This is a genomic window from Pseudomonas sp. PHC1 (assembly GCF_046487845.1).
Classification (GTDB): domain Bacteria; phylum Pseudomonadota; class Gammaproteobacteria; order Pseudomonadales; family Pseudomonadaceae; genus Aquipseudomonas; species Aquipseudomonas sputi.
The window spans coordinates 1-25,443 of record NZ_JBJXHJ010000010.1; the positions used below are offsets into that span (position 1 = coordinate 1).

At 59.0% G+C, this 25,443-nt stretch carries 22 protein-coding genes; 4 read left to right on the plus strand and 18 right to left on the minus strand.

Features of this window, described 5'->3' with window-relative positions:
• Positions 1–101: 101 nt before the first annotated feature.
• Both ACKJSM_RS15055 and ACKJSM_RS15060 read right to left on the minus strand, forming a co-directional pair.
• A complete protein-coding gene (locus ACKJSM_RS15055) occupies positions 102–1,727 on the minus strand; it encodes a methyl-accepting chemotaxis protein (RefSeq protein WP_410238154.1) in 1,626 nt (541 codons plus the stop codon).
• Between the two features lie 130 nt (positions 1,728–1,857).
• Positions 1,858–2,913, minus strand: a complete 1,056-nt coding sequence (locus ACKJSM_RS15060; protein WP_410238155.1) for an amidohydrolase family protein — start codon at positions 2,911–2,913, stop codon at positions 1,858–1,860.
• Positions 2,914–3,041: 128 nt separating this feature from the next.
• Between ACKJSM_RS15060 and ACKJSM_RS15065 the strand changes: the two genes are divergently transcribed.
• Together ACKJSM_RS15065 and ACKJSM_RS15070 are read left to right on the plus strand one after the other, a co-directional pair.
• The gene (locus ACKJSM_RS15065) at positions 3,042–3,458 is read left to right on the plus strand and encodes an OsmC family protein (RefSeq protein WP_074687563.1); all 417 of its coding nucleotides are present in this window, start codon (positions 3,042–3,044) and stop codon (positions 3,456–3,458) included.
• Between the two features lie 61 nt (positions 3,459–3,519).
• On the plus strand, positions 3,520–4,410 hold the full coding sequence (locus ACKJSM_RS15070; protein WP_236181878.1) for a pirin family protein: 891 nt from the start codon (positions 3,520–3,522) through the stop codon (positions 4,408–4,410).
• Between the two features lie 41 nt (positions 4,411–4,451).
• Here the strand turns inward: ACKJSM_RS15070 and ACKJSM_RS15075 are convergent, their stop codons facing one another.
• The 4 genes from ACKJSM_RS15075 to ACKJSM_RS15090 all read right to left on the minus strand — a co-directional run bounded on the left by ACKJSM_RS15075 (position 4,452) and on the right by ACKJSM_RS15090 (position 8,160).
• Positions 4,452–5,180 carry a dienelactone hydrolase family protein gene (locus ACKJSM_RS15075; RefSeq protein WP_410238156.1) on the minus strand — a complete coding sequence of 243 codons (729 nt, stop codon included), beginning with the start codon at positions 5,178–5,180 and terminating at the stop codon, positions 4,452–4,454.
• A gap of 68 nt (positions 5,181–5,248) precedes the next feature.
• Positions 5,249–7,153, minus strand: a complete 1,905-nt coding sequence (gene htpG, locus ACKJSM_RS15080) for a molecular chaperone HtpG (protein ID WP_236181876.1) — start codon at positions 7,151–7,153, stop codon at positions 5,249–5,251.
• A gap of 81 nt (positions 7,154–7,234) precedes the next feature.
• A complete protein-coding gene (locus ACKJSM_RS15085; RefSeq protein WP_007959014.1) occupies positions 7,235–7,687 on the minus strand; it encodes a PaaI family thioesterase in 453 nt (150 codons plus the stop codon).
• Positions 7,684–8,160, minus strand: a complete 477-nt coding sequence (locus tag ACKJSM_RS15090) for a PaaI family thioesterase (protein WP_410238157.1) — start codon at positions 8,158–8,160, stop codon at positions 7,684–7,686. The genes ACKJSM_RS15085 and ACKJSM_RS15090 overlap by 4 nt, the downstream gene beginning before the upstream one ends.
• A gap of 158 nt (positions 8,161–8,318) precedes the next feature.
• On the opposite strand from ACKJSM_RS15090, the gene ACKJSM_RS15095 reads away from it, so the two are divergent.
• Positions 8,319–8,555, plus strand: coding sequence for a hypothetical protein (locus tag ACKJSM_RS15095; RefSeq protein ID WP_007959016.1), 237 nt, complete (start codon positions 8,319–8,321; stop codon positions 8,553–8,555).
• Positions 8,556–8,631: 76 nt separating this feature from the next.
• Here ACKJSM_RS15095 and ACKJSM_RS15100 read toward each other — a convergent pair whose 3' ends face one another.
• The 12 genes from ACKJSM_RS15100 to sdhC form a co-directional block, all read right to left on the minus strand.
• Positions 8,632–9,033, minus strand: coding sequence for an MAPEG family protein (locus ACKJSM_RS15100; RefSeq protein ID WP_236181874.1), 402 nt, complete (start codon positions 9,031–9,033; stop codon positions 8,632–8,634).
• Entirely contained in the window at positions 9,033–9,770 is a 738-nt protein-coding gene (locus ACKJSM_RS15105; protein WP_011333121.1) for a DUF599 domain-containing protein, read from the minus strand. Before ACKJSM_RS15105 ends, ACKJSM_RS15100 begins: the two co-directional genes overlap by 1 nt.
• Positions 9,771–9,921: 151 nt before the next feature.
• The gene (brnQ, locus tag ACKJSM_RS15110) at positions 9,922–11,235 is read right to left on the minus strand and encodes a branched-chain amino acid transport system II carrier protein (protein WP_236181873.1); all 1,314 of its coding nucleotides are present in this window, start codon (positions 11,233–11,235) and stop codon (positions 9,922–9,924) included.
• Between the two features lie 329 nt (positions 11,236–11,564).
• The gene (gene sucD, locus ACKJSM_RS15115) at positions 11,565–12,449 is read right to left on the minus strand and encodes a succinate--CoA ligase subunit alpha (RefSeq protein WP_011333119.1); all 885 of its coding nucleotides are present in this window, start codon (positions 12,447–12,449) and stop codon (positions 11,565–11,567) included.
• Positions 12,449–13,615 (minus strand): ADP-forming succinate--CoA ligase subunit beta, encoded by a 1,167-nt coding sequence (gene sucC / locus ACKJSM_RS15120; RefSeq protein ID WP_007959029.1) that lies wholly within the window; start codon positions 13,613–13,615, stop codon positions 12,449–12,451. The genes sucD and sucC overlap by 1 nt, the downstream gene beginning before the upstream one ends.
• Before the next feature lie 200 nt (positions 13,616–13,815).
• Positions 13,816–15,252, minus strand: a complete 1,437-nt coding sequence (gene lpdA, locus ACKJSM_RS15125; protein ID WP_236181872.1) for a dihydrolipoyl dehydrogenase — start codon at positions 15,250–15,252, stop codon at positions 13,816–13,818.
• Positions 15,253–15,349: 97 nt separating this feature from the next.
• Entirely contained in the window at positions 15,350–16,573 is a 1,224-nt protein-coding gene (gene odhB / locus ACKJSM_RS15130; protein WP_085648494.1) for a 2-oxoglutarate dehydrogenase complex dihydrolipoyllysine-residue succinyltransferase, read from the minus strand.
• 42 nt (positions 16,574–16,615) lie between these two features.
• Positions 16,616–19,447: a 2-oxoglutarate dehydrogenase E1 component gene (locus ACKJSM_RS15135; RefSeq protein WP_236181871.1), complete on the minus strand. Its 2,832-nt coding sequence runs from the start codon at positions 19,445–19,447 to the stop codon at positions 16,616–16,618.
• 253 nt (positions 19,448–19,700) lie between these two features.
• Positions 19,701–20,405 carry a succinate dehydrogenase iron-sulfur subunit gene (locus ACKJSM_RS15140; RefSeq protein WP_007959035.1) on the minus strand — a complete coding sequence of 235 codons (705 nt, stop codon included), beginning with the start codon at positions 20,403–20,405 and terminating at the stop codon, positions 19,701–19,703.
• A gap of 11 nt (positions 20,406–20,416) precedes the next feature.
• Positions 20,417–22,189, minus strand: coding sequence for a succinate dehydrogenase flavoprotein subunit (gene sdhA / locus ACKJSM_RS15145; RefSeq protein ID WP_410238158.1), 1,773 nt, complete (start codon positions 22,187–22,189; stop codon positions 20,417–20,419).
• Positions 22,190–22,192: 3 nt separating this feature from the next.
• Positions 22,193–22,561, minus strand: coding sequence for a succinate dehydrogenase, hydrophobic membrane anchor protein (gene sdhD, locus ACKJSM_RS15150; RefSeq protein WP_007977503.1), 369 nt, complete (start codon positions 22,559–22,561; stop codon positions 22,193–22,195).
• Positions 22,555–22,929: a succinate dehydrogenase, cytochrome b556 subunit gene (gene sdhC, locus ACKJSM_RS15155; RefSeq protein WP_011333113.1), complete on the minus strand. Its 375-nt coding sequence runs from the start codon at positions 22,927–22,929 to the stop codon at positions 22,555–22,557. Before sdhC ends, sdhD begins: the two co-directional genes overlap by 7 nt.
• Before the next feature lie 364 nt (positions 22,930–23,293).
• On the opposite strand from sdhC, the gene gltA reads away from it, so the two are divergent.
• Positions 23,294–24,583 carry a citrate synthase gene (gene gltA, locus ACKJSM_RS15160; RefSeq protein ID WP_007959044.1) on the plus strand — a complete coding sequence of 430 codons (1,290 nt, stop codon included), beginning with the start codon at positions 23,294–23,296 and terminating at the stop codon, positions 24,581–24,583.
• The last annotated feature ends 860 nt before the right edge of the window (positions 24,584–25,443 follow it).

Genomic DNA, 25,443 nt, shown 5'->3' on the forward strand with positions numbered 1-25,443 from the left:
ATGTGTTTGCTCGCACGAACATCATCAACCAAATCGGCGTTCTTGTTTCTATGTTTCCCGGGATTCCGTGAAGAACCTTTTTTTCGCCTGTCGAACGGCGATCAAACCGAGAACCTGGCCACCATGCTGTTCAGGTCCACCGCCAGCCGCGACAGCTCCTGACTCGCGGCGCTGGTCTGATTGGCACCGGCCGACGTCTGCATCGCCAGGTCACGGATGTTCATCAGGTTGCGATCGACTTCCCGCGCCACGGCCGCCTGCTCTTCCGACGCACTGGCGATCACCAGATTGCGCTCATTGATCAAGGTGAATGCCGAAGCGATTTCCTCCAGCGCCACGCCGGCGGCCTTCGCCAGCTCCAGGGTCGAGCGCGCTCGGACGTTGCTTTGCTGCATCGAGCTGACCGCCGAATCGGTGCCCTGCTGAATGCCGCCGATCATCTGCTCGATCTCCTGGGTTGACTGCTGAGTGCGATGAGCCAGCGCCCGCACCTCATCCGCCACCACCGCAAAACCGCGTCCGGCATCCCCCGCCCGCGCCGCCTCGATCGCCGCGTTCAACGCCAGCAGATTGGTCTGTTCGGCAATTGAGCGGATCACATCCAGCACCTTGCTGATGCTGTAGACCTTCTGCGCCAGATCCTCCACCTGCGTGGCATTGGCAGTGACATCATCCGCCAGCAGCTCGATGGACGACACGGTCTGCTGCACCTGCTCGCGGCCATGCTGGGCGATGCGGTCAGACTCACGGGAAGCCTCGGACGTCGCGACGGCATTGCTCGCCACCTCCTCCACGGCGGCGGTCATCTGATTGACTGCCGTGGCGGCCTGTTCGATTTCCAGGCTCTGCTGGTGCAGCCCCCGCGTCGCGTCCTCGGTGACGCAGCTCAACTCTTCCGAGGCCGAAGCCAGTTGACTGGAGGACTCCGAGATCTGGCGGATGGTGTCCCGCAAGTTGTGCTGCATACTTTTGAGCGCATGCAGCAGACGCGCCGGTTCGTCCTTGCCGGAAATGCTGATATCCCCGGTCAGATCGCCACCGGCCACCACTTGCGCGACATTGAGCGATTGCGACAGCGGCAGCACGATGCTGCGGGTCAGCAACAACGCCAGCGCGATGGTAATCAGCGCAGAGATGCCGATCATCACCCCGACCCACACCCGCGAGTTGGTGAACACCAGCCGTGCGGCCTCTGTGGCGAGGTTGGCGTTGTGCTTGTTCAACTCGACCAGCTCACGCAGGGTCACTGCAATTTCATCCGCCAGCGGGCTCATCTGCCCGTTGAGAATGGCGGCCGCCTCTTCCACTCGTCCCTGAGCAGACAACGTCATCACCTGCGCCTGCAGCTCCAGGTACTTGTGTTCGGCAACCCTGAAGCGGTCGAACAACGCACGCTCTTCAGGCAGTACGATCAACACGTCATAGCGCTGCTGGGCCTCACTCAAGGCACCGCGCAACTCATTGAGCTTGGCCACGTTCTGGTCCAGCGCCTGTGGATCGCGATTGAGCAACAGGCGCATGGTCAACGCGCGCAGGCGCAACATGTCCTGGCTCATCTCGCCCACCGCCATCACGCTGGGCAGCCAGTTATTGTCGACCTCGTCGGATTGCGCGCGCATGTTCGCCATCTGCAGCAGGGCGAACGCCCCAAGGGCAAACACCATCAGCGCCAGCACGCCAAAACCCAGCCCGGCCCGGGGCGCAATATTGAGACTACGGATACTCATTGCTCTGGTTCCTTCCAAAAGCGCTGCATCAACCCTGCAGCTGGTTGCTCTAGAAGGTATCGGCCCTTTGGAAAAATGCGTAAGACCAAAACGTGATATCAAATAGCCTTGATACTTCGAACCTACAGCATTAACGATTCAGCGCGGTTTTCTCGGACTTGAGCGATGTTCGCGGCAGGATCGCGAGAAAGTTGTCCCGTGCGACTTTTTTAGCGACCGCCTCGGGCAAGGCGTCGAGAAACGGCTTGAAACCGTGGATTTCCTTGCCGAGTTTATTGAATCGCCCGACCACGTCCGAACCGAGCATGAAACGATCCGGGTAGCGCTCCACCAGTTGCACCCACTCCGCCCGCGGCTGACCCTTTTCGTCCAGCAGATAAGGCGTCAGCAGGCTCCACGACAGATCGATGAATAGGTTCGGATACGCATCCAGCATTCGCGTAAGGGTCGGCAGCAGAAAATCCAGCTGCGTTTGATGACGATGGATTTCGGCGCTGGTGCCGGCATGCGCCCAGATGAACCGCGTGTGCGGATGATTACGCAGCGGCTCTTCGATTTCCTTCAGGTACAGCGGATTCTTCTCACGCTTGGAAGTGATGTTGGAATGCAGCATCACTGGCAGATCGTTTTCGGCGGCCAGGTGATAGATGCGGGTCATGGCTTCGTTGTTGGCGCGTGGCGTGTCGCCGGAGGTCAGTGCCGTAAGGTCGTCGTGACGGGTGAAGACCTCGCCGATGCCCTGCCACAAGCCAGGATACAGATCGAGCATGCGCTGGATATGCGCAGCGGAGTTTTTGTCGTTGGGGTTGAAGCCTGAAAGAAACGGGTGAAAGGACTGACGTTGCTCCGGCGTCAGCTTTTGCACAGCGTCGGCGACAATCACGTCAGTCGCGCTGTACCAATAGGCATCGGCGTCATCGCCGGCGTAATAACGCGGACGCTTCGGCTCGTCTTCATGCCACTTCTTCGCCACGGGAATGCCGGAAATCATCACATGCTCGATGGCATTTTCCTTCATGGCCGTCAGCAATTTCGGCATGCCGGCGGTTTCCTGGAAAAAATCCACGTAATGCAGGTGCGCATCACTGTAGGTGTATTCCCGGGCAGTGGCGGCATTGGTGAAAACCACCAGCCAGGCAAGGCTCAAACGAAACAAGGACACAAGCATTCTCCGGCAGACAGGCATAGCCTAGACCCTCGCCGGGCAACGAGGGTTCACCCGGCGAGAAAGTGGAACGCGCCTGTGTGGGAATGCTCTATACCTGCAAGGTCTTTTTTGATCGAATCCCTTTTCCTGTCGCTTGCGAGGTTCACATGACCGTTACCGTCAATACCGTGTCCGCCGAAGGTTTTCGCCACACCGTACAGATCGATGAGCATGAACTGTTCGCCGATGTCCCGACCACTGCCGGCGGCGAAGGCTCGGCTCCGGAGCCGCACGATTACTTCGACGCCGCCCTCGGCGCCTGCAAGGCCCTGACCCTGAAGCTGTACGCGAAAAAGAAAGACATTCCGCTGACCGGCGTCGGCGTTGAGGTCAAACGCGACAACAGCGAGGAGCAGAAAGGCAAGTATGCCCTGCACGTAACCCTTACCCTCAAGGGCGTGCTCACCGATGCCCAGCGCGAAGAACTGCTGCGCGTGGCCGATCGCTGCCCGATCCACAAGCTGATGACTACCAGCGAAGTCACTATCGAAACCCACGCCCCCGTCGGCTTCGACAGCCAGTAATCACCCCGACGACACTGGCGGGTTATGCTCCACGCATCACCCGCCCAGCCTGGAATGGACCATGGACACCCAACCCCTGATCATCCGCCCGCGCGCCGAAGACGTCGAAGGCCAGCCGATCCTGCGCCCGCTGCCGTCAGCCAAATGCCGCAGCGTCGGGCCTTTCGTGTTTTTCGACCACATGCTCGAAACGGTTTATCCCGCCGGTAAAGGCATGAACATCCGACAGCACCCGCACATCGGTCTGTCGACCCTCACGTATTTGTTCGACGGGCAGATCCAACACAAGGACAGCCTGGGTTCGGATCAGGTGGTCAGCGCCGGCGATGTCAGCTGGATGACCGCCGGCACGGCGATCGCTCACGTCGAGCGCACGCCCGAACCGTTGTGGGAACAAAGCTTCAAGATGCACGGCTTGCAAATCTGGCTCGCCTCGCCCAAAGAGCACGAACAAGGCCCGGGGCATTACAGCCATCATCCGGCCTCGACCTTGCCGGTCAGCGATAACCTCGGCGTGCAGATCCGCATGATCGCCGGGTCAGGCTTTTGCCTGGAATCACCGGTGCCGGTGCTTTCTCCTACGCTGTATGCCGAACTGAAGATGCAAACCGCGACCACACTGCTGATCCCGACCGAGCATGAAGAGCGGGCGCTGTACGTGTTGAGCGGCGATGTGCAGTTGAATGGCGAAACGATTGAGCCGCATGCGCTGGTGGTGTTGCCGGCCGGGGAAGAGATGAGCCTGTTCGCCGAGAGCGACAGCCACGCCGTGTTGTTCGGCGGTGCGCCACTGGACGGGCCACGGCGGATCAACTGGAATTTTGTCGCGAGCGATCCGGCAGCAATCGATGAGGCGCGACGCAAGTGGGCGGCCGGGGATTGGCCGACAGTGCCAGGGGAAGTCGAGCGGATCGAGCTGCCCAAATCGCGCAGCGAACCGACACCGTTGTAAACGAGAACTCCCACGTTTGGCGTGGGAGTACTTTCAGTCGATCAGCCGTTGAACACTTCTTCCAGCAAGTCATGCATCGACTTGAACGCCCGCGCTGCGGTCTTCGCGTCGTACATCATCTTGCCCGGCACATTGGCGTGCGGATCAGTGAACGAGTGCACCGCGCCGCCATAGCTCAGCAACTGCCAGTCCACACCGGCGGCGTTCATCTCGTCTTCAAATGCCGGCAACTGCTCTTTCGGCACCAGCGGGTCCGAAGCGCCGTGCAGCACCAGCACCGAGCCCTTGATGTTCTTCGCGTCCGCCGGGTTCGGGGAATCCAGTGTGCCGTGGAACGACACCGCCGCTTTCACCGGGGCACCGGTGCGGGCCAGGTCCAGCGCACAGCAGCCGCCAAAGCAGAAGCCGAACACCGCCAGTTTCGAGGCATCGACCGCCACCTCGCCCTGCTTCTGCAATTGCTCGAATGCGGCCTGCAGACGCTTGCGCAGCAGCGCACGGTCGTCCTTCAGCGGCATCATCGCCGCGCCGGCCTGATCGGCATTCTGCGGACGTACGGCCTGACCGTACACGTCAGCGATCAGCACCACATAACCCTTGGCCGCCACCGATCTGGCGATCTCTTCAGCGCCAGCGCTGACACCCATCCAGTTCGGCGCCATCAGCAGGCCCGGACGCGCACCTGTGTGCTCGGCGTCGAACGCCAGGCGACCTTCATAAGGCTGGGCGTCAATCTGATAGACCACGGAACGTACAGTGACTTGGCTCATTTCTGACTCCTGATTGATTGAACACCAGAATGAAAAAACCCGCCGAAGCGGGTTTTTCTACAGCTTGATCAGGCCGACAGCTCGACCAGCAGCTTGTTCAGACGGGTCACGTAAGCGGCCGGGTCTTTCAAGCTGTCGCCAGCCGCCAGGGCGGCCTGGTCGAAGAGGATGTGCGACAGGTCGCTGAAGCGATCTTCGCTGGCCTCGTTGTCGAGCTTCTCGATCAGCGGGTGGCTCGGGTTGAATTCGAAGATCGGCTTCGAATCCGGCACCTTCTGCCCGCTGGCCTCGAGGATCTGACGCATTTGCAGACCCAGGTCCTGCTCGCCAATGGCCAGAATGGCCGGCGAATCGGTCAGGCGATGGGAAACCCGGACTTCGGCAACGGAATCGCCCAGTGCGGTTTTCAGACGCTCGACCAGACCTTCTTTCGACTTGGCAACTTCTTCTGCGGCCTTTTTGTCCTCTTCCGAGTCCAGGTTGCCCAGGTCCAGGTCACCGCGCGCGACGTCGACAAACGTCTTGCCGTCGAACTCGCTGAGGTAGCTCATCAGCCACTCGTCGATACGGTCGGTCAGCAGCAGTACTTCGATGCCTTTCTTGCGGAAGACTTCCAGGTGCGGGCTGTTCTTGACCTGCGCGTAGGTTTCGCCGGTGAGGTAGTAGATCTTGTCCTGACCTTCCTTGGCGCGCGCCAGGTACTCGGCCAGACCGACGATCTGCTCGCCGTCGGTGCCGTTGGTCGACGCGAAACGCAGCAGACCGGCAATTTTTTCCTTGTTGGCGAAATCTTCTGCCGGGCCTTCTTTCATGACCTGACCGAAGTTTTTCCAGAAGCCTTTGTATTGCTCAGGCTCGTTTTTCGCCAGTTTTTCCAGCATGTCCAGCACGCGCTTGGTCAGCGCCGACTTCATCGAGTCGATGATCGGGTCTTTCTGCAGGATTTCCCGCGACACGTTCAGCGACAGGTCGTTGGAGTCGACCACGCCTTTGATGAAACGCAGGTACAGCGGCAGGAACGACTCGGCCTGATCCATCACGAACACGCGCTGTACGTACAGCTTCAGGCCTTTCGGCGCTTCACGCTGGTACAGATCGAACGGTGCGCGGGCCGGCACGTACAGCAGCGAGCTGTACTCGAGCTTGCCTTCGACCTTGTTATGGCTCCACGACAGCGGGTTTTCGAAGTCGTGAGCGATGTGTTTGTAAAACTCCTGGTATTCCTCGTCCTTCACTTCGGTGCGAGGACGGGTCCACAGGGCGCTGGCGCGGTTGACGGTTTCCCATTCAACTTCAGGCTTCTCTTCGCCTTCGGCAGCGGCCACTTCTTTCGGCAGCTCGATCGGCAGCGCGATGTGGTCGGAGTACTTCTTGATGATGTTGCGCAGGCGCCAGCCATCGGCAAACTCGTCTTCACCGGCTTTCAGGTGCAGGACGATGCGGGTGCCACGTTCCGGTTTGTCGAGGGTGGCGACTTCGAATTCGCCCTCGCCTTTCGACGACCAGTGCACGCCTTCGCTGGCAGCGGTGCCGGCGCGACGGCTGTACACGTCAACCTGGTCGGCAACGATGAATGCGGAGTAGAAACCCACACCGAACTGACCGATCAGGTGCGAATCCTTCTTCTGATCGCCGGACAGGTTTTTCATGAAATCGGCGGTGCCGGATTTGGCGATGGTACCCAGGTGGGTGATCACATCGTCACGGTTCATGCCGATGCCGTTGTCTTCGAGGGTGACGGTCTTGGCGTCCTTGTCGAAGCTCACACGGATTTTCAGTTCAGCGCCACCTTCGAGCAACTCAGGCTTGGCCAGGGCTTCGAAGCGCAATTTGTCGACGGCGTCAGAGGCGTTCGAGATCAATTCGCGAAGGAAGATTTCCTTGTTGGAATACAGCGAATGGATCATGAGGTGCAGCAGTTGCTTCACCTCGGTCTGGAAGCCCAGGGTTTCCTTTTGAGTTTCCACACTCATGGTCATCAAACTCCAATCAGATGGCATTGGCCGCGACCTTGCCGGTCGGCGGCGGGTTGTTCTGTGAGTTGGGGGCGTGCTTCAGGATTTCAAGGGCTCATCGATTTTGAAATGCGCGCGGGCAGTGGCGATCGGTTCGCTTTCGGTACTTTGCCAGGCCGTGACCGCGACGTTGGCCACCCGCCGGCCCTGACGGCACACCTGACACCGGGCCCAGGTATCGCGAAACTGCCCGGCCCGCAGGTAATCGAGGGAAAAATCGATAATCTTCGGCACACCGGGCGCACCAGTGAAAATCAGCAGGTGCAGGGCCGCGGACAGCTCCATGAATCCGGCAATCACCCCGCCATGGATCGCCGGCAGTAAAGGGTTACCAATGTTGTCCTTGTTGGCCGGCAGTTTGAACAACAAGTCATCACCGACCCGCGAACACTCGACGCCGATGAGTCCGGCGTAGGGGATCAGCTTCAGCAGCGGCGCGTAGTCACCCTTCTCGTGCGCCTCTTGCAGTTGCTGCTTGAAATCATCGCTCATCGGTTTTCTCCCTTGATCGCGCCACCGAAGCCTTTGGTGCCTTTAAGGCCCTTGCCCATGCGCATGAAGGTACCGACGACATGGGCAATCGGCTGCTCGGGATCATCCTGATAGGCAAAGCCGCGAGCGAAGATCACATCGGTGGTGACTCGATAACATTGGGCGAAGCCATACACGTCTTTATGCGGCTCGGCGGCGTGCATGTAGTCGATGCGCAGATCGAGGGTCGGGCAGACTTCGAATTCCGGCAGCACGCACAGGGTCGACATGCCGCACGCGGTGTCCATCAGCGACGTGATCGCCCCGCCGTGGACCACACCGGTCAGCGGGTTGCCCACGATTTGCGCACTGTACGGCAGTACCACCGTCAGACCTTCGCGACTTGCGCTATGCACCTTCAATCCCAGCACCTGACAGTGGCGCAAGGCCGAGAGAAACCGTGTCGCACGCTCAAAAACGGGGTTTTCGGCCATTTGATAATTACTCTTGTTAGTCGCTATTCCCCGTAGTGGAAAGAACAGCAAAAGTTCCATTGCAAAACAAACTTATATATCTGAAAGAAATGAGGAACTTAAGCCTTGGGCCTGAGCTCTTAAGGCCAGTAGTTATTTTCCATAAGGAGAAACACCCCATGCGTAAGACTTTAGCTATTGCCTTGATGTTGACCGCTTCCCTCGGTCTCGCTGCCTGCGATAAAAAATCCGAGGACAAAGCTCAAGATGCCAACCAGCATGCTGAACAAGCTCAGCAAGACATGAACAAAGCTCAGGATAAAGTGAACGACGCAGCGAAAGAAAACGCCGAAGCTGCCAAAGCTCAGGCCGAATCGAACGCTGCAGCGCAAGAAGAAGCTGCCAAGAAGCAATAAGCCGCTTCTCGCTGGCAAAAAGAAAACCCGCCAAGTGCGGGTTTTCTTTTGCCTGTGATTTTTTACCCATGCCGCCTTAGAGCAAGGCAGTTCTAAAAGTCGGACTAATCATCAACAACAATGAACACACTAAGCCGACCAGCCAGACCAGACTGCGCAGCGTGGGAATATCTGCCAGATAAAACCACAAATAGAAAATCCGTGAGAGTACGAAGATGATCGCCAAGGTATCGATCAGCCATCCCGCCGTCTGCGTGGTATGTGCCACCAGCACGCCAACGGCAAACAGGATGAACGCTTCGATGCTGTTCTGATGTGCCGCCAGCGCCCGGGCACCGTAACCAGTGAGTTGCGCCTGCTGCTGACGCGGCAGGTGGTTGTTGTAACCGCCCTGCTCTTTCATGGCCTTGCTGACCGGCATACGCGCCACGTAAATCAACAGTGCACTGATAAATACACACCAGAACGGAATACTCATCAAGCAGCCTCTTTGTTCGCTTCGGGCAATGGTGCCTCTGTAGGGGTATAGACCATTACATCGAGCACGTCGGAATGAAACTCCCGGCGATACAACACCAGCACCACGCCGGCGCTCATCAACATGAACAGCCACGGGCTGACGAACCACGCCAGCATGCTCATCCCGAAGTAATAGGAACGCAGACCGAAGTTGAACTGGTTGGCCGCCATCGAGATCACCCGCGCCGCCCGCGAGGCAAACGCCTTGCGCTCCTGCTCCGAGACCTGCCGCTCGCCGATCATCGGGGCCGAGCCGACCAGAATCGCGGCGAAGTTGTATTGGCGCATGCACCAGCTGAAGGTGAAGAAGGCATAGACGAACACCAGCGCCAGGCACAGCAACTTGATTTCCGACATGCCCTGTGAGGCCTGCTGCACCATCGGAATATCCGCCAGCAATGACACCGCGCGCTCGGAAGCGCCAAGCACAGTCAGAATGCCCGCCAGGATAATCAGCGTGCTGGAGGCGAAGAACGAGGCGTTGCGCTCAAGGTTGCCGATCACGCTGGCATCGGCGATGCGGTTGTCGCGCAGCAGCATGCGGCGCATCCAGTCTTCGCGGTACAGGTGCAGCACGCTGGCCAGGCACGCGGTGTCACGGCCCTTCCAGGTGGCATAACGGGTGTATCCGCCCCAGCAGATGACAAACCAGAGCGCGGCCAGCAGATGGATCAGGTTGGCTTGGATGAACGACATGCAATTCCCTGTGATGAAGATTTCGGCTCCCCTTCGACGTTAGTCGAGGGAAAAAGACACTGCCTCACGCCCATAAAAAATGCCCCGTATCGATTGATACGGGGCATTTCTGTTTAATCGCTCGGCAGCCGCTTGTGGCGGCCCGGCAGTCTTAGGCGAGCGCTTCGGCGCGCTTGCCCAGCAGGCGGTCGCAAACTACGGCAACCACCAGGGTCATCACGCACGGCACCAGCCACGCCAGACCTTGCTCGCTCAGCGGCAGGTGGGCCAGTTGCGATGGCATCCAGTCAGCCAGACCGGCGCCTTTCAACGCATCGATGGTGCCGAACACGAACGACACCAGCATCACCGGGCCCATGATGCGGCTCTGCTCATGCCAGAACGCAGCGCAGAAGCTCAGGGCCACCAGCACGATGCACGGCGGGTAGATCGCGGTCAGCACCGGGATCGAGAACGCGATCAGCTTGGTCAGGCCCAGGTTGGACACCAGCAGCGAGAACGCCGCCAGGATGATCACCAGGGTCTTGTACGACAGCGGCAGTACGCGGCTGAAGTATTCGGCACAGGCGCAGGTCAGGCCAACCGCCGTCACCAGGCACGCCAGAGAGATCAGCACGGCGAGGAAGCCACTGCCCAGCGAACCGAAGGTGTGTTGCACGTAGGCGTGCAGCACCGCCGCGCCATTGGTTGCGCCTGCAGCCACTTCATGGCTGCCCGCCCCCAGACGGAACAGGCTGACATACACCAGCGCCAGACCGACGCCGGCAATCAACCCGGCGATGATCGCGTAACGGGTGATCAGCGCTGGCGATTCGACGCCACGGGAGCGGATTGCGTTGACGATGACGATGCCGAACACCAGCGCGCCCAAGGTATCCATGGTCAGGTAACCATTGATGAAGCCTTGGGAGAACGGTGCCGCAACGTATTCCGGGGTGGCTACGCCGATGTCACCGGCCGGCAGTGCGAATGCGGCGATGCCGAGCACGGCCAGGGCGATGATCTTCAGTGGCGCGAGGAAGCGCCCGACGGTGTCCAGCAGACGCCCAGGGTAGAGCGAAATGAAGAACACCAGCAGGAAGTAAACCGAACTGTAGAGGAACAGTGCCAGCGGGCTCTCGCCGGTCAGCGGCGCCAGACCGACTTCAAAGGAGACGGTCGCGGTTCGCGGGGTGGCGAACAACGGGCCGACGGCCAGGTAGCAAGCCGCTGCCAGCACGCCACCAGCGATTTTGCCGATCGGGCTGCTCAGGGCGTCCATTGCGCCACCGACCTTGGCCAGTGCGACCACGGTGACCACCGGCAGGCCGACAGCCGTGATCAGGAAGCCCAGCGCCGCGATCCAGACGTTAGGCCCGGACTGCAAACCGACGATAGGCGGGAAGATGATGTTGCCGGCCCCGACGAACAGGGCGAATGTCATAAAGCCAAGTGCCAGGATGTCCTGACCTTTCAAAACTTTCATTAAGGAAATACCACACTACTGAATCGGAATTTAGAGGGGGATTTCCCTGTGGGGTTAGGGAAATGCTGTCAATCCGTATAAGACTGACCCGTTTAGCGCGTTGCATGCCTTGTGGGCGGCAGACGCAAAAATGGCGGCTAGCCTAACGAATTTGCCCGACAAACGCACTGTTAGAGGGCGAACTATCCGATACGCGACGTTTCTGTGTCGCGTTTTTGCATGTTATTGGGTGAGTGCTTATAAATTGCCATCGTCCACCCGAACGCCAGAAACGACAAAGGCCACCCGAAGGTGGCCTTTGTTGCTGGAGCAGAGAAATCAGCCGAAGCTTACTTCTTCACTTCCCAGCCAGTCAGCTCGGCCAGGGCCTTGCCGATGTCTGCCAGCGAACGCACGGTTTTCACGCCTGCGTCTTGCAGAGCAGCGAATTTCTCGTCTGCAGTGCCTTTGCCGCCGGAGATGATTGCGCCAGCATGGCCCATGCGCTTGCCCGGAGGAGCAGTCACACCCGCGATGTAGGAAACAACCGGCTTGGTCACGTTGGCCTTGATGTAGGCAGCCGCTTCTTCTTCAGCCGAACCGCCGATCTCGCCGATCATGACGATCGCTTCGGTCTTCGGGTCTTCCTGGAACAGCTTCAGGATGTCGATGAAGTTCGAACCCGGGATCGGGTCACCGCCGATGCCGACGCAAGTCGACTGACCGAAACCGGCGTCAGTGGTCTGCTTCACAGCTTCGTAAGTCAGGGTGCCGGAACGGGAAACGATACCGACCTTGCCTGGCAAGTGAATGTGACCTGGCATGATGCCGATCTTGCATTCGCCTGGGGTGATCACGCCTGGGCAGTTAGGGCCGATCAGGGTAACACCCAGCTCGTCGCACTTAACTTTGGCGTCCAGCATGTCCAGGGTAGGAATGCCTTCGGTGATGCAGACGATCAGCTTGATGCCGCCGAACGCTGCTTCCAGGATCGAGTCCTTGCAGAAAGGAGCCGGAACGTAGATCACGCTGGCGGTGGCGCCAGTGGCTTCTACAGCTTCTTTCACGGTGTTGAACACAGGCAGGTTCAGGTGAGTGGTGCCACCCTTGCCTGGCGTCACGCCGCCAACCATTTTGGTGCCGTAGGCAATGGCTTGTTCGGAGTGGAAAGTACCCTGCGCGCCGGTGAAACCCTGGCAGATGACTTTGGTGTCTTTATTGATCAGGACGCTCATTACTTGCCCTCCGCAGCTTTAACGACTTGTTGAGCAGCGTCGGTCAGGCTGGTAGCAGCGATGATGTTCAAACCGCTTTCTGCCAGTACTTTAGCGCCCAGTTCAGCGTTGTTGCCTTCAAGACGAACAACAACCGGGATTTTCACGCCGACTTCTTTCACTGCACCGATGATGCCTTCGGCAATCATGTCGCAACGAACGATGCCGCCGAAGATGTTAACCAGTACTGCAGCGACATTGCTGTCGGACAGAATGATTTTGAAAGCTTCGGTTACGCGTTCTTTGGTAGCACCACCACCTACGTCGAGGAAGTTGGCTGGCTTGCCGCCGTGCAGGTTGACGATGTCCATGGTACCCATGGCCAGGCCGGCACCGTTCACCATGCAGCCGATGTTGCCTTCCAGCGCTACGTAGTTCAGTTCGAACTTGGCAGCGTGCGCTTCGCGCGGATCGTCCTGCGACGGATCGTGGAAAGTCTTCAGCTTAGGCTGACGGTACATTGCGTTGGCGTCGATGTTGATCTTGGCGTCCAGGCAGTGCAGATCGCCGTCAGCCTTGATCACCAGCGGGTTCACTTCCAGCAGAGCCAGGTCGTGATCCTTGAACAGCTTGGCCAGACCTACGAAGATCTTGGCGAACTGAGCAACCTGCTTGCCTTCCAGACCCAGCTGGAATGCCAGCTCGCGACCCTGGAATGGCTGAGCGCCAACCAGTGGATCGATCGTGGCTTTCAGAATTTTTTCTGGAGTGTCGTGAGCGATTTTCTCGATGTCCACGCCACCTTCGGTGGAAGCCATGAACACGATGCGACGGCTCGAACGGTCAACGACAGCGCCCAGGTACAGCTCTTTAGCGATATCAGTGCACGATTCAACCAGGATCTTGGTGACTGGCTGGCCGTTGGCGTCAGTCTGGTAAGTCACCAGACGCTTGCCCAGCCACTGCTGTGCGAAGGCTTTGGCGTCTTCTTTGCTGCGAACCAGCTTGACGCCGCCCGCTTTACCGCGACCACCGGCGTGAACCTGGGCTTTGACAACCCACTCGTTGCCGCCGATTTTGTCGCAAGCTTCTGCTGCTGCTTCCGGGGTGTCTACTGCGAAACCAGTGGAAACTGGCAGGCCGTATTCAGCGAACAGCTGCTTACCCTGATACTCGTGAAGATTCATGCTTTTTACCGTCTTCGTTAGGTACTGCGCATTCGGCGCTGCGCTCTTTATGAGTGCCGCGCCACCTGTGACTGCTGCTTGCGTAGCCTTTCCGGATACCCGGTGCAGCTACGCAAGGCTGCGTCCAGCGGACATTCCGCGGTGAGTCTTGCACGCAAGGCTCACGACGGGCCGACACCGCCGTGGTTTCTTATTGTGTCTTAACGCTTCTTGCGGTTGGCGATGTGGATGGCGCCGCCATTCACTGCCAAAGCGGCTTCGTGCAACGCTTCAGACAGGGTCGGATGGGAGAAAACCATCATGCCCAGGTCTTCAGCGCTGGTGCCGAATTCCATACCGATCGCGCCCTGCTGAACCAGCTCTGCGGCGCTCGGGCCAATCACGTGCACGCCCAATACGCGGTCAGTCTTGGCATCGGCGATGACCTTGACGAAACCACCGGTATCGTTGGCGGCCATGGCACGGCCGGAGGCTGCGAACGGGAAGGTGCCGACGTTAACTTCAACGCCTTCAGCTTTCAAGGCCTGCTCGGTTTTACCGACCCATGCGATTTCCGGGTGAGTATAAATAACCGAAGGGATCAGGTCATAGTTCATCTGGGCCTTGTGGCCCTTGATGCGCTCGACAACCATGATGCCCTCTTCCGAGGCTTTGTGAGCCAGCATCATGCCGCGAACCACGTCACCAATGGCGAAAACGCCCGGTACGGCGGTTACGCAGTAGTCATCGACCGCGATGAAACCGCGTTCGTCGATTTCCACACCGCTGTCGGCAGCCAGCAGATCAGTGGTCACCGGACGGCGACCAACGGCTACGATCAGCTTGTCGAAAGTGATGGACTGTTCGCCGTTGGCGTCGGTGTAGTTCACAACGACTTCGTCGCCGTTCACTTTCGAGCCGGTTACGCGAGCGCCCAGTTTGATGTCCAGACCCTGCTTGGTCAGGGTTTTCAGCGCTTCCTTGGAAACAGCGGTGTCCGCTGCCATCAGGAAGGTGTCCAGGGCTTCCAGGACAGTCACTTCTGCACCCAGACGCGACCAGACCGAACCCAGTTCCAGACCGATCACACCAGCGCCGATCACGCCCAGACGCTTAGGTACGGATTGGAATTCCAGAGCACCAGTCGAATCGACGATGACTTTCTGGTCGACCGGAGCCGGTGGAATGTCGATCGGACGCGAGCCTGGCGCCAGGATGACGTTTTCGGCTTCGATGACTTCAACCGAGCCGTCCGGCTTGGTGACTTCGACTTTCTTGCCGGCCAGCAGTTTGCCGTGGCCCTGGATCGAAGTGACGCCGTTGGCCTTGAACAGGGTGGCAACACCGCCGGTCAGGTTCTTGACGATGCCAGCCTTGCGGCCAACCATCGCAGCGACGTCCATTTTGACTTCGCCGGTCGAGATACCGTGGACATTGAAGCTTTCTTTCGCTTCCTTGTATTTCCAGGAGCTGTCCAGCAGCGCCTTGGAAGGAATGCAGCCTACGTTCAGGCAGGTGCCGCCCAGGGCTTGCTTGCCTTCAGCATCGGTGTACTTCTCGATGCAGGCAGTGCTCAGGCCGAGTTGCGCGGCCTTGATAGCTGCCACGTAGCCGCCAGGGCCCGCACCGATCACTACTACGTCAAATTTCTGCGACATTCAAAAAATCCTCTTTAGCGAAAAGCTTCAAGCCGCGCGCTGCAAGCCAGGCTGCGTTTTCCCGCAGCTTGAAGCTTGCAGCGCGTGACTGCTTCTATCAGATATCCAGCAACAGACGAGCCGGATCTTCCAGCAGGTTCTTGATGGTCACCAGGAAGGTTACAGCTTCTTTGCCATCGATCAGACGGTGATCGTAGGACAGTGCCAGGTACATCATCGGACGGATCACGACCTGACCATTGATGGCCATCGGACGCTGGATGATGTTGTGCATGCCCAGAATCGCTGCCTGCGGCGGGTTGACGATCGGGGTCGACATCATCGAACCGAAGGTACCACCGTTGGTGATGGTGAAAGTACCGCCGGTCATTTCGTCCATCGACAGTTTGCCGTCACGGGCTTTCTTGCCGAAGGTGGCGATGCCGCCTTCGATTTCAGCCAGGCTCATGTGTTCGGCGTTACGCAGAACCGGAACCACCAGGCCACGGTCGCTGGAAACAGCGACGCCGATGTCGGCATAACCGTGGTAAACGATGTCGTTGCCGTCGATCGAAGCGTTGACCGCCGGGAAGCGTTTCAGCGCTTCGGTGGCAGCCTTCACGAAGAACGACATGAAGCCCAGGCGTACGCCGTTGTGGGACTTCTCGAACAGGTCCTTGTACTTCGAACGCAGGGCCATGACTTCGGTCATGTCGACTTCGTTGAAAGTGGTCAGCATCGCCATGTTCGATTGAGCCTCAACCAGACGCTTGGCAACGGTGGCACGAACGCGGGTCATCGGCACGCGCTTCTCGATGCGGTCGCCAGCGGCGAACACAGGAGCGGCGGCGGCCGGAGCAGCAGCCTTGGCAGGCGCGGCAGCCGGAGCGGCTTTCTTGGCAGCAACGGCTGCAACCACGTCTTCCTTGGTCACGCGACCGCCCTTGCCGGTGCCGGCAACGGAAGCGATGTTGATGCCGTTCTCTTCAGCCAGCTTGCGCGCGGCAGGAGCAGCGATCGGGTCGTCTTCGCCATCAGCGGCAGCAGGTGCAGCGGCGGCAGCGGCCGGAGCAGCAGCGGCAGCCGGAGCAGCGGCAGCAGCGCCGCCTTCAACGATGGAGCCCAGGACTTCGTCGGACAGGACGGTTTCGCCCTCGCCCTTGACGATTGCGCCCAGCACGCCGTCGGCGGTAGCCAGCACTTCCAGTACGACTTTGTCGGTTTCGATGTCGACGATCAGTTCGTCACGCTTGACGGCGTCGCCCGGTTGTTTGTGCCAGGTGGCAACGGTGCCATCGGCAACCGATTCCGGGAAAGTGGGGGCTTTGATCTCGATAGCCATTATCTGTGGTTCCTTAAATTCGGTTTCAGGTGCGCGAAGGCGTTAAACGGTAAACGCGTCTTGCAGCAGTTGTTCCTGCTGCTCGGCGTGCATCGATGCGTAACCACATGCTGGGGCAGCAGAAGCCTCACGGCCCGCGTACTCGAGTACGAGAGATTTGTTGAGGTTGCTGATGCTGCGACGCAGGTGGTGCTGGCTGCAGTACCAGGCGCCCTGGTTCATCGGCTCTTCCTGACACCACACGGCCGCTTTGGCATTGGTGTAAGGAGCCAGGACTTCTTTCAAGTCGTCCTCAGGGAACGGGTACAGCTGCTCGATACGCACGATGGCGATATCTTCGCGGCCTTCGGCACGACGCTTTTCCAGCAGGTCGTAGTAGACCTTGCCGCTGCACAGAACAATGCGCTCGACCTTTTTCGGGTCCAGGGCATCGATTTCCGGGATAACGGTCTGGAACGAACCTTCGGCCAGGTCTTCCAGGGTCGAGATGGCCAGCTTGTGGCGCAGCAGCGACTTTGGAGTCAGAACGACCAATGGCTTGCGCAGCGGGCGAATCACCTGACGGCGCAGCAAGTGGTAGATCTGGGCCGGGGTGGTCGGCATGCACACCTGAATGTTGTGCTCGGCGCACAGCTGCAGGTAACGCTCAAGACGCGCCGAGCTGTGCTCAGGGCCCTGACCTTCGTAGCCGTGTGGCAGCAACATGGTCAGACCGCAGAGACGGCCCCACTTGTGCTCGCCGCTGGTGATGAACTGGTCGATAACAACCTGCGCACCGTTGGCGAAGTCGCCGAACTGGGCTTCCCAGATCACCAGCGCGTTAGGCGTGGTGGTCGAGTAACCGTATTCGAACGCCAGTACGGCTTCTTCCGACAGGAACGAGTCGTACAGGTCGAAGCGTGGCTGACCTTCATACAGATGCTTGAGCGGAATGTAGGTACCGGCATCTTTCTGGTTGTGCAGCACAGCGTGACGGTGCGAGAACGTACCGCGGCCGATGTCCTGACCGGTCATGCGGATCGGGTGACCTTCGAACGCCAGGGTCGCGTACGCCATGGTTTCGGCGTAACCCCAGTTGATCGGCAGGCCGCCGGCTTGCATCTTCTGACGGTCTTCGTAGATCTTCGCGACCTGACGCTGAACCACGAAGCCTTCCGGAATTTCCAGCAGCCTGGCGGACAGTTCCTGCAGGGTCTTGAGGTCGAAGCGAGTGTCGTGACGCGCAGTCCAGGCGTGGCCCAGATACGGACGCCAGTCCACGAACAGCTCTTTGTTCGGCTCTTTGACCAGCGATTTCACGACGTGCAGACCGTTGTCCAGCGCGTTGCGGTATTCGTCGACTTTTGCCTGAACACGTTCGGCGTCCAGCACACCACTCTGGGTCAGACGATCAGCGTACAGCTCACGGGTGGTGCGCTGCTTGGTGATCTGCTGATACATCAGAGGCTGGGTGCCGCTAGGCTCGTCGGCCTCGTTATGGCCGCGACGACGGTAGCAGACCAGGTCGATCACCACGTCACGCTTGAACTGCATGCGGTAGTCGATGGCCAGCTGGGTCACGAACAGTACGGCTTCCGGATCATCGCCATTCACATGGAGGATCGGCGCCTGGATCATCTTCGCAACGTCGGTCGCGTACTCGGTGGAACGCGAGTCCAGCGGGTTGCTGATGGTGAAACCGACCTGGTTGTTGATCACGATGTGCACGGTACCGCCGGTCTTGAAACCGCGGGTCTGCGACATCTGGAAGGTTTCCATCACCACGCCTTGACCGGCGAATGCCGCGTCACCGTGGATGGAGATCGGCAGAACCTTCTCACCGGTCGAATCGTTGCGACGATCCTGACGGGCGCGAACCGAACCCTCGACCACCGGGGAAACGATTTCCAGGTGGGACGGGTTGAACGCCATGGCCAGGTGAACTTCACCGCCGGTGGTCATTACGTTGGACGAGAAGCCCTGGTGGTATTTAACGTCACCGGAACCCAGCTCGACCTTCTTCTTGCCTTCGAATTCGTCGAACAGCTCGCGCGGGTTCTTGCCGAAGGTGTTGACCAGTACGTTCAGACGGCCACGGTGGGCCATGCCGATGACGACTTCCTTGGTGCCGTAGGAACCGGAACGCTGGATCAGTTCGTCGAGCATCGGAATCAGGCTTTCGCCGCCTTCCAGACCGAAACGCTTGGTGCCCGGGTATTTGGTACCCAGGTATTTTTCCAGGCCTTCACCGGCCGTCACGCGCTCGAGCAGGTGGCTCTTGATGTCCGCGGAATATTCCGGACGTCCACGCACGCTTTCCAGACGCTGCTGGAACCACTGGCGCTGCTCGGAATCGGTGATATGCGTAAATTCAGCGCCGATGGTGCGGCAATATGTCTGCTGCAACGCTTCGTGAATTTCGCGTAGGCTCGCTTCCTCTTTGCCGATGAACAGGTCGCCGGCACGGAAGGTCGTATCAAGATCGGCATTGGTCAAGCCGTAGTGATTGATCGACAGGTCTGCAGGTGCAGGACGCTGCCACAGCCCCAGCGGGTCAAGCTGGGCTGCCTGGTGGCCACGCATACGGTAGGCCTGGATCAATCGCAGCACTTCAACTTGCTTCTTCTCGTGCTCACTGCTCACGCTGCCGGCGGAAACCGGTTGGGCGCGGCGCTGGTTCTTTGCCAGCAGCACGAAATGATCGCGAATTGTGGAGTGCGAAACATCGGTGGCAGAGCTGCCGTCGGCAGGCAGCTTCTGAAAGTAGGTGCGCCACTCTTCTGGCACAGCGTTAGGGTCGTGCAGGTAGAGCTCGTAGAGCTCTTCCACATAGGCAGCGTTTCCACCTGAAAGGTAGGCGCTGTTCCACATGCGCTGCATCACGCTTTCTTGCATGCTTGGTCACCCTCGGTTAGGGGAACACCATCGGTGCCGACACCGAGCAAGCTTGCAGAAGTCCGAATGCAGCGACCAAAACAAGCCACTTAGGATCACACTGATAGTCCGGGTACCAGCCCGGATGCCCCTGCTTGTCTCATTTCTTCAAAATAAGAGCCGCAGCTTATGGCTGCTGCTCTGGTTATAGCCATGGCGCGGGTTGAAGCCCGCGCCTAAGCCCTCTGCGGGTACAGCGGTTACAGCAGCTGAATCAAACGCCGCTCGAAAGCAGCATGTTACGGATGTGACCGATGGCCTTAGTCGGGTTCAGGCCTTTCGGACATACGTTGACGCAGTTCATGATGCCCCGGCAGCGGAAGACGCTGAACGGGTCATCGAGGGACGCCAGACGCTCGGACGTCTTGGTGTCACGGCTGTCTGCCAGGAAGCGGTACGCTTGCAGCAGGGCAGCCGGACCCAGGAACTTGTCCGGGTTCCACCAGAAGGACGGGCAAGAGGTCGAGCAGCAGGCGCACAGGATGCACTCGTACAGACCGTCGAGCTTTTCACGCTCTTCAGGGGACTGCAGACGCTCGATGGCCGGAGCCGGCGTGTCGTTCTGCAGGAATGGCTTAACCTTCTCGTATTGCTTGTAGAAGATGCTCATATCGACAACCAGGTCACGGATAACCGGCAAACCTGGCAACGGACGAACGATCAGCTTGTTACCCTTGACGACAGCGGACAGCGGCGTGATGCACGCCAGGCCGTTCTTGCCGTTGATGTTCATGCCGTCGGAGCCGCAGACACCTTCACGGCAGGAGCGACGATAGGAGAAACCTTCGTCCTGCTCTTTGATCAGGGCCAGCACGTCCAGCACCATCAGGTCTTTACCACCGGTATCAACCTGGAATTCCTGCATGAACGGCGCAGCGTCCTGATCAGGGTTGTAACGATAAACACTGACTTGCAACATGGCGGTCACCCTTAATAAGTCCGGACTTTAGGTTCGAAAGTCGGAACAGTCTTCGGCGAGAAGTTAACGGCACGCTTGGCAACGCGTTTCTCACCCGGGAAGTACAGGGTGTGGCACAGCCAGTTTTCGTCGTCACGGTCTTCGAAGTCTTCACGGGCGTGAGCACCGCGGGACTCTTTACGTACTTCGGCAGTGATGGCGGTAGCTTCAGCCACTTCCAGCAGGTTTTGCAGTTCCAGCGCTTCGATACGTGCAGTGTTGAACGCCTGCGACTTATCGTTGATCTTCACGTTGGCGATGCGCTTGCGCAGATCGGCCAGCTGGGCAATACCTTTCTGCATGTATTCGCCGGTACGGAATACGCCGAAGTAGTTCTGCATGCAGCTTTGCAGCTCGCGACGCAGGGTAGCGACGTCTTCGCCGTCGGTACGGTTGTTCAGGGCGTTCAGACGCGCCAGGGCAGCTTCGATGTCGGCTTCGGTAGCGTCGTCGTATTCGATGCCGTCGGTCAGCGCCTTCTCCAGGTGCAGGCCGGCAGCGCGGCCGAATACCACCAGGTCGAGCAGCGAGTTGCCGCCCAGACGGTTGGCACCGTGAACCGATACGCAAGCCACTTCACCTACAGCGAACAGACCAGGAATGATCTGATCCACGCCTTCGGCGTCCTGGGTGATCGCCTGGCCATGAATGTTGGTGGCAACGCCGCCCATCATGTAGTGGCAAGTCGGAACAACCGGAACCGGAGCAACCACCGGGTCAACGTGTGCGAAAGTCTTCGACAGCTCGCAGATGCCTGGCAGACGGCTGTGCAGCACTTCCTCGCCCAGGTGGTCGAGCTTGAGCATCACGTGGTCGCCATTCGGACCGCAACCGTTGCCGGCGATGATTTCTTTAACCATCGAGCGGGCAACCACGTCACGACCGGCAAGGTCTTTGGCGTTCGGAGCATAACGCTCCATGAAACGCTCGCCGTGCTTGTTGATCAGGTAACCACCTTCACCACGGCAACCTTCGGTAACCAGCACACCGGCGCCGGCGATGCCGGTCGGGTGGAACTGCCACATTTCGATGTCTTGTACCGGTACGCCAGCACGCAGAGCCATGCCGACGCCGTCACCGGTGTTGATCAGGGCGTTGGTGGTGGAGGCATAGATACGACCTGCACCGCCGGTAGCCAGTACGGTGGCTTTGGCGCGGATGTAGGTGGTTTCGCCGGTTTCGATGCAGATCGCGATCACACCGACGAATTCGCCTTCCTGGTTTTTCACCAGGTCGACAGCGTAGTACTCGTTCAGGAACGTGGTACCGGCCTTCAGGTTGCCCTGATAAAGGGTATGCAGCAGCGCGTGACCGGTACGGTCGGATGCGGCGCAAGTACGGGCAGCCTGCCCGCCTTTACCGTAATCCTTCGACTGACCGCCGAACGGACGCTGGTAGATACGGCCTTGCTCGGTACGCGAGAACGGCAGACCCATGTGGTCCAGCTCGAAAACGGCAGCCGGGCCTTCCTGACACATGTATTCGATAGCGTCCTGGTCACCGATGTAGTCGGAACCCTTGACGGTATCGTACATGTGCCAGCGCCAGTCATCGTTCGGGTCGGCCGAAGCGATGGCGCAGGTGATGCCGCCCTGTGCGGACACAGTGTGCGAACGGGTCGGGAAAACCTTGGTGATCACGGCAGTCTTGTGACCACCCTGTGCCAGTTGCAGCGCTGCGCGCATGCCGGCACCGCCGCCACCAATAATGATGGCGTCGAAAGAAATCGTTGGAATGTTAGCCATGAATCAGATACCCCAGAGAATCTGCACACCCCAGACGAAGTAAGCGAACATCGCGACGCCGCATACTGCCTGGAAAAGGAAACGTACTGCAGTCGCGGACTTGCCCAGCGCCATTGGCGTCAGGTAGTCGGTCGCGATGGTCCACATGCCGACCCAGGCGTGAGCGCCCAGGGCAACCAGTGCCAGCAGACTGAAGATACGCATTCCGTTGTGGGCGAACAGGCCGTGCCATTGGTCGTAGCCAATGCCCGGGTTCGCGGCGAGGTAGCCGATCAGGAATATGAAATAAGCCGCGAGAACGACCGCAGACACACGCTGTGCCATCCAGTCATAGAGGCCTGAACGCGAAAGGTTTGTAACGCTGGTTACCATATCCAAACTCCTGCCAGAACGATCAGCACCACGGAAACGGCGATGATCAGTTTCGAGCCCAGGCGGCCGCCTTCCAGCGTCTCACCGATGCCCATGTCCATGATCAAGTGGCGCACACCGGCAACCAGGTGATACAGAAGAGCGGACAGGAGGCCCCATGCTACGAACTTGGCCAGCGGGCTGGTCAAGCATGCCTTCACCTCGACATAACCTTCCTCGGAACCCAGGGATTTGCCCAATGCATAAAGCATGATGCCAAGTCCCAGGAAGAGGATGATGCCGGAAACACGGTGAAGAAACGACGTAACGCCGGTGATGGGGAGTTTGATGGTCCTTAGGTCTAGGTTTACAGGTCGTTGGCTTTTCACGGCTTTTTTTTCACACTGAAGAGCCCCTAACAATCAGGGCAAAGTTGTTGGGGAGTGCACTGGTCAGGTAACCACCACCCAGGGATGCGACCCCCAATGAAAGCAAGCCCAAAAGCCCTTGGCGGTCGGTCGCCGAGTATAGACAGTTAGGCTACTAATGACAACGCAATCGCCTACCCCCAATAGCGGATTGCACAAGTCGTATAAAAGGCGTAAATGGCAGGCAATTTCGAGGAAAAAGTACGGTTAAAGCCTTCTGGAGCAAGACTTTAGGCAAATTGACATTCGAATTTATCTCACTATAGTGGTGCGGGCCCTGCGTGGGGGGTCTGTCTGATGATTTCAAGCATAAATAGGAGGCCACATGGCTGACAAAAAAGCGCAGTTGATCATCGAGGGCGCAGCCCCCGTCGAGCTGCCCATTTTAACCGGCACCGTTGGTCCCGATGTTATCGATGTTCGGGGCCTGACGGCCACGGGCCGCTTCACTTTCGACCCCGGTTTCATGTCGACCGCTTCCTGCGAATCGAAGATCACCTATATCGACGGCGACAACGGCATCCTGCTGCACCGCGGCTACCCGATCGAACAGCTGGCTGAAAAGTCGGACTACCTGGAAACCTGCTACCTGCTGCTCAACGGCGAACTGCCGACCGCAGAACAGAAGGCCCAGTTCGTCGGCACCGTGAAGAACCACACCATGGTTCACGAACAGCTGAAAACCTTCTTCAACGGCTTCCGCCGTGACGCCCACCCGATGGCCGTCATGTGTGGTGTAGTCGGCGCCCTCTCGGCCTTCTACCACGACTCCCTCGACATCAATAACCCGCAGCATCGCGAAATCTCCGCGATCCGCCTGGTTGCCAAGATGCCGACCCTGGCCGCGATGGTTTACAAGTACTCCATGGGCCAACCCATGATGTACCCGCGCAACGACCTGTCGTACGCGGAAAACTTCCTGCACATGATGTTCAACACCCCGTGCGAGATCAAACCGATCAGCCCGGTACTCGCCAAGGCCATGGACCGGATCTTCATCCTCCACGCCGACCACGAGCAGAACGCTTCGACCTCCACCGTGCGTCTGGCGGGCTCCTCGGGTGCCAACCCGTTCGCCTGCATCGCCGCCGGGATCGCCGCACTGTGGGGCCCTGCCCACGGCGGTGCGAACGAAGCCGTGCTGACCATGCTCGATGAAATCGGCGATGTCTCGAACATCGACAAGTTCATCGCCAAGGCCAAGGACAAGAACGATCCGTTCAAGCTAATGGGCTTCGGTCACCGGGTCTACAAGAACCGCGACCCACGTGCGACCGTGATGAAGCAGACTTGCGACGAAGTCTTGAAGGAACTGGGCATCCAGAACGATCCGCAACTCGAACTGGCCATGCGCCTGGAAGAGATCGCCCTGACCGACCCATACTTCATCGAACGCTCGCTGTACCCGAACGTCGACTTCTACTCGGGGATCATCCTCAAGGCGATCGGCATTCCGACCAGCATGTTCACTGTGATCTTCGCCCTGGCACGTACTGTCGGCTGGATTTCGCACTGGAAGGAAATGCTCTCCAGCCCGTACAAGATTGGCCGTCCGCGCCAGCTGTACACCGGCTACGAGTCGCGGGATATCACCAAGCTGGAAGACCGCAAATAAGAGCTGTCTTGCGATAGCGTCTTAGCGCTGTACCGGGAACGGCCTCCATGTGAATGGGGGCCGTTTTTGTTTGCTTCATCTCAGCGGCCTTTGGGCCGACTGGTTTTTTTGTTTATTGGGTACATATCCGTTTCTTCGGGTGCTGCCGCTGGCGGTTTCGCTCTTACAGCGACTCACTTTTCCAAACGCCGAAAAGTAAGCAAAAGGCTTTTGCCCCGGCGTACGGCACTTCGCCTAGGCTCAGTGTTCCCTCGCTACGGTGTCCATCAGGGGGCATCGCCTACGGTTTGCTTCGCACCTCCTCTCGATGTATGCGGCTTCGCCGCACGGCGCTGCGCGCCTACCCCCTTATGGACACCTACGCTCGGCCTGCCGAAGGGGCAAAAAACAAAAGCAGATCAAGAGCCAGATCAAGAGCCCCTCACCCTAGCCCTCTCCCGAAGAGAGAGGGGACCGACCGAGTTGATTGGGAGAGTTGTGCCGATGTGCAATACCGCGTCGAACTCAGGCTCTGAAAAGCACAAAAATCGGCTCCCTCTCCTCGGGGAGAGGGCTGGGGGGAGGGGTAAACCCACCACAAAACCAAAGCCAAACACGCCCTGCTCCCCCCACTCAAAACGATGAGCGTTAGCTCGAGTACCGCTTTTGATCGCAGGGCCCGTCGGCAGGCTGAGTGGAGGGATTGATCCGGGGGTGGGAGCGCAGCGACCGTTTGGCGAAGCCAAACACATCGAGAGGAGGTGCAGCGAAGCAAACCGTAGGCGATGCCCCCGGATCAATCCCGGAGCGAAGGAACCCCGAGCCTCAGCGAGGGGCCGTACGTCAGGGTTAGAGACCTTTTGGTTACTTTTGGCTGGGCC

Coding starts and splice junctions, on each gene's coding strand:
- ACKJSM_RS15055 (WP_410238154.1), bottom strand. CDS start 1,727: ATGAGTATCCGTAGTCTCAATATTGCGCCCCGGGCCGGGCTGGGTTTT.
- ACKJSM_RS15060 (WP_410238155.1), bottom strand. CDS start 2,913: ATGCCTGTCTGCCGGAGAATGCTTGTGTCCTTGTTTCGTTTGAGCCTT.
- ACKJSM_RS15065 (WP_074687563.1), top strand. CDS start 3,042: ATGACCGTTACCGTCAATACCGTGTCCGCCGAAGGTTTTCGCCACACC.
- ACKJSM_RS15070 (WP_236181878.1), top strand. CDS start 3,520: ATGGACACCCAACCCCTGATCATCCGCCCGCGCGCCGAAGACGTCGAA.
- ACKJSM_RS15075 (WP_410238156.1), bottom strand. CDS start 5,180: ATGAGCCAAGTCACTGTACGTTCCGTGGTCTATCAGATTGACGCCCAG.
- htpG (WP_236181876.1), bottom strand. CDS start 7,153: ATGAGTGTGGAAACTCAAAAGGAAACCCTGGGCTTCCAGACCGAGGTG.
- ACKJSM_RS15085 (WP_007959014.1), bottom strand. CDS start 7,687: ATGAGCGATGATTTCAAGCAGCAACTGCAAGAGGCGCACGAGAAGGGT.
- ACKJSM_RS15090 (WP_410238157.1), bottom strand. CDS start 8,160: ATGGCCGAAAACCCCGTTTTTGAGCGTGCGACACGGTTTCTCTCGGCC.
- ACKJSM_RS15095 (WP_007959016.1), top strand. CDS start 8,319: ATGCGTAAGACTTTAGCTATTGCCTTGATGTTGACCGCTTCCCTCGGT.
- ACKJSM_RS15100 (WP_236181874.1), bottom strand. CDS start 9,033: ATGAGTATTCCGTTCTGGTGTGTATTTATCAGTGCACTGTTGATTTAC.
- ACKJSM_RS15105 (WP_011333121.1), bottom strand. CDS start 9,770: ATGTCGTTCATCCAAGCCAACCTGATCCATCTGCTGGCCGCGCTCTGG.
- brnQ (WP_236181873.1), bottom strand. CDS start 11,235: ATGAAAGTTTTGAAAGGTCAGGACATCCTGGCACTTGGCTTTATGACA.
- sucD (WP_011333119.1), bottom strand. CDS start 12,449: ATGAGCGTCCTGATCAATAAAGACACCAAAGTCATCTGCCAGGGTTTC.
- sucC (WP_007959029.1), bottom strand. CDS start 13,615: ATGAATCTTCACGAGTATCAGGGTAAGCAGCTGTTCGCTGAATACGGC.
- lpdA (WP_236181872.1), bottom strand. CDS start 15,252: ATGTCGCAGAAATTTGACGTAGTAGTGATCGGTGCGGGCCCTGGCGGC.
- odhB (WP_085648494.1), bottom strand. CDS start 16,573: ATGGCTATCGAGATCAAAGCCCCCACTTTCCCGGAATCGGTTGCCGAT.
- ACKJSM_RS15135 (WP_236181871.1), bottom strand. CDS start 19,447: ATGCAAGAAAGCGTGATGCAGCGCATGTGGAACAGCGCCTACCTTTCA.
- ACKJSM_RS15140 (WP_007959035.1), bottom strand. CDS start 20,405: ATGTTGCAAGTCAGTGTTTATCGTTACAACCCTGATCAGGACGCTGCG.
- sdhA (WP_410238158.1), bottom strand. CDS start 22,189: ATGGCTAACATTCCAACGATTTCTTTCGACGCCATCATTATTGGTGGC.
- sdhD (WP_007977503.1), bottom strand. CDS start 22,561: ATGGTAACCAGCGTTACAAACCTTTCGCGTTCAGGCCTCTATGACTGG.
- gltA (WP_007959044.1), top strand. CDS start 23,294: ATGGCTGACAAAAAAGCGCAGTTGATCATCGAGGGCGCAGCCCCCGTC.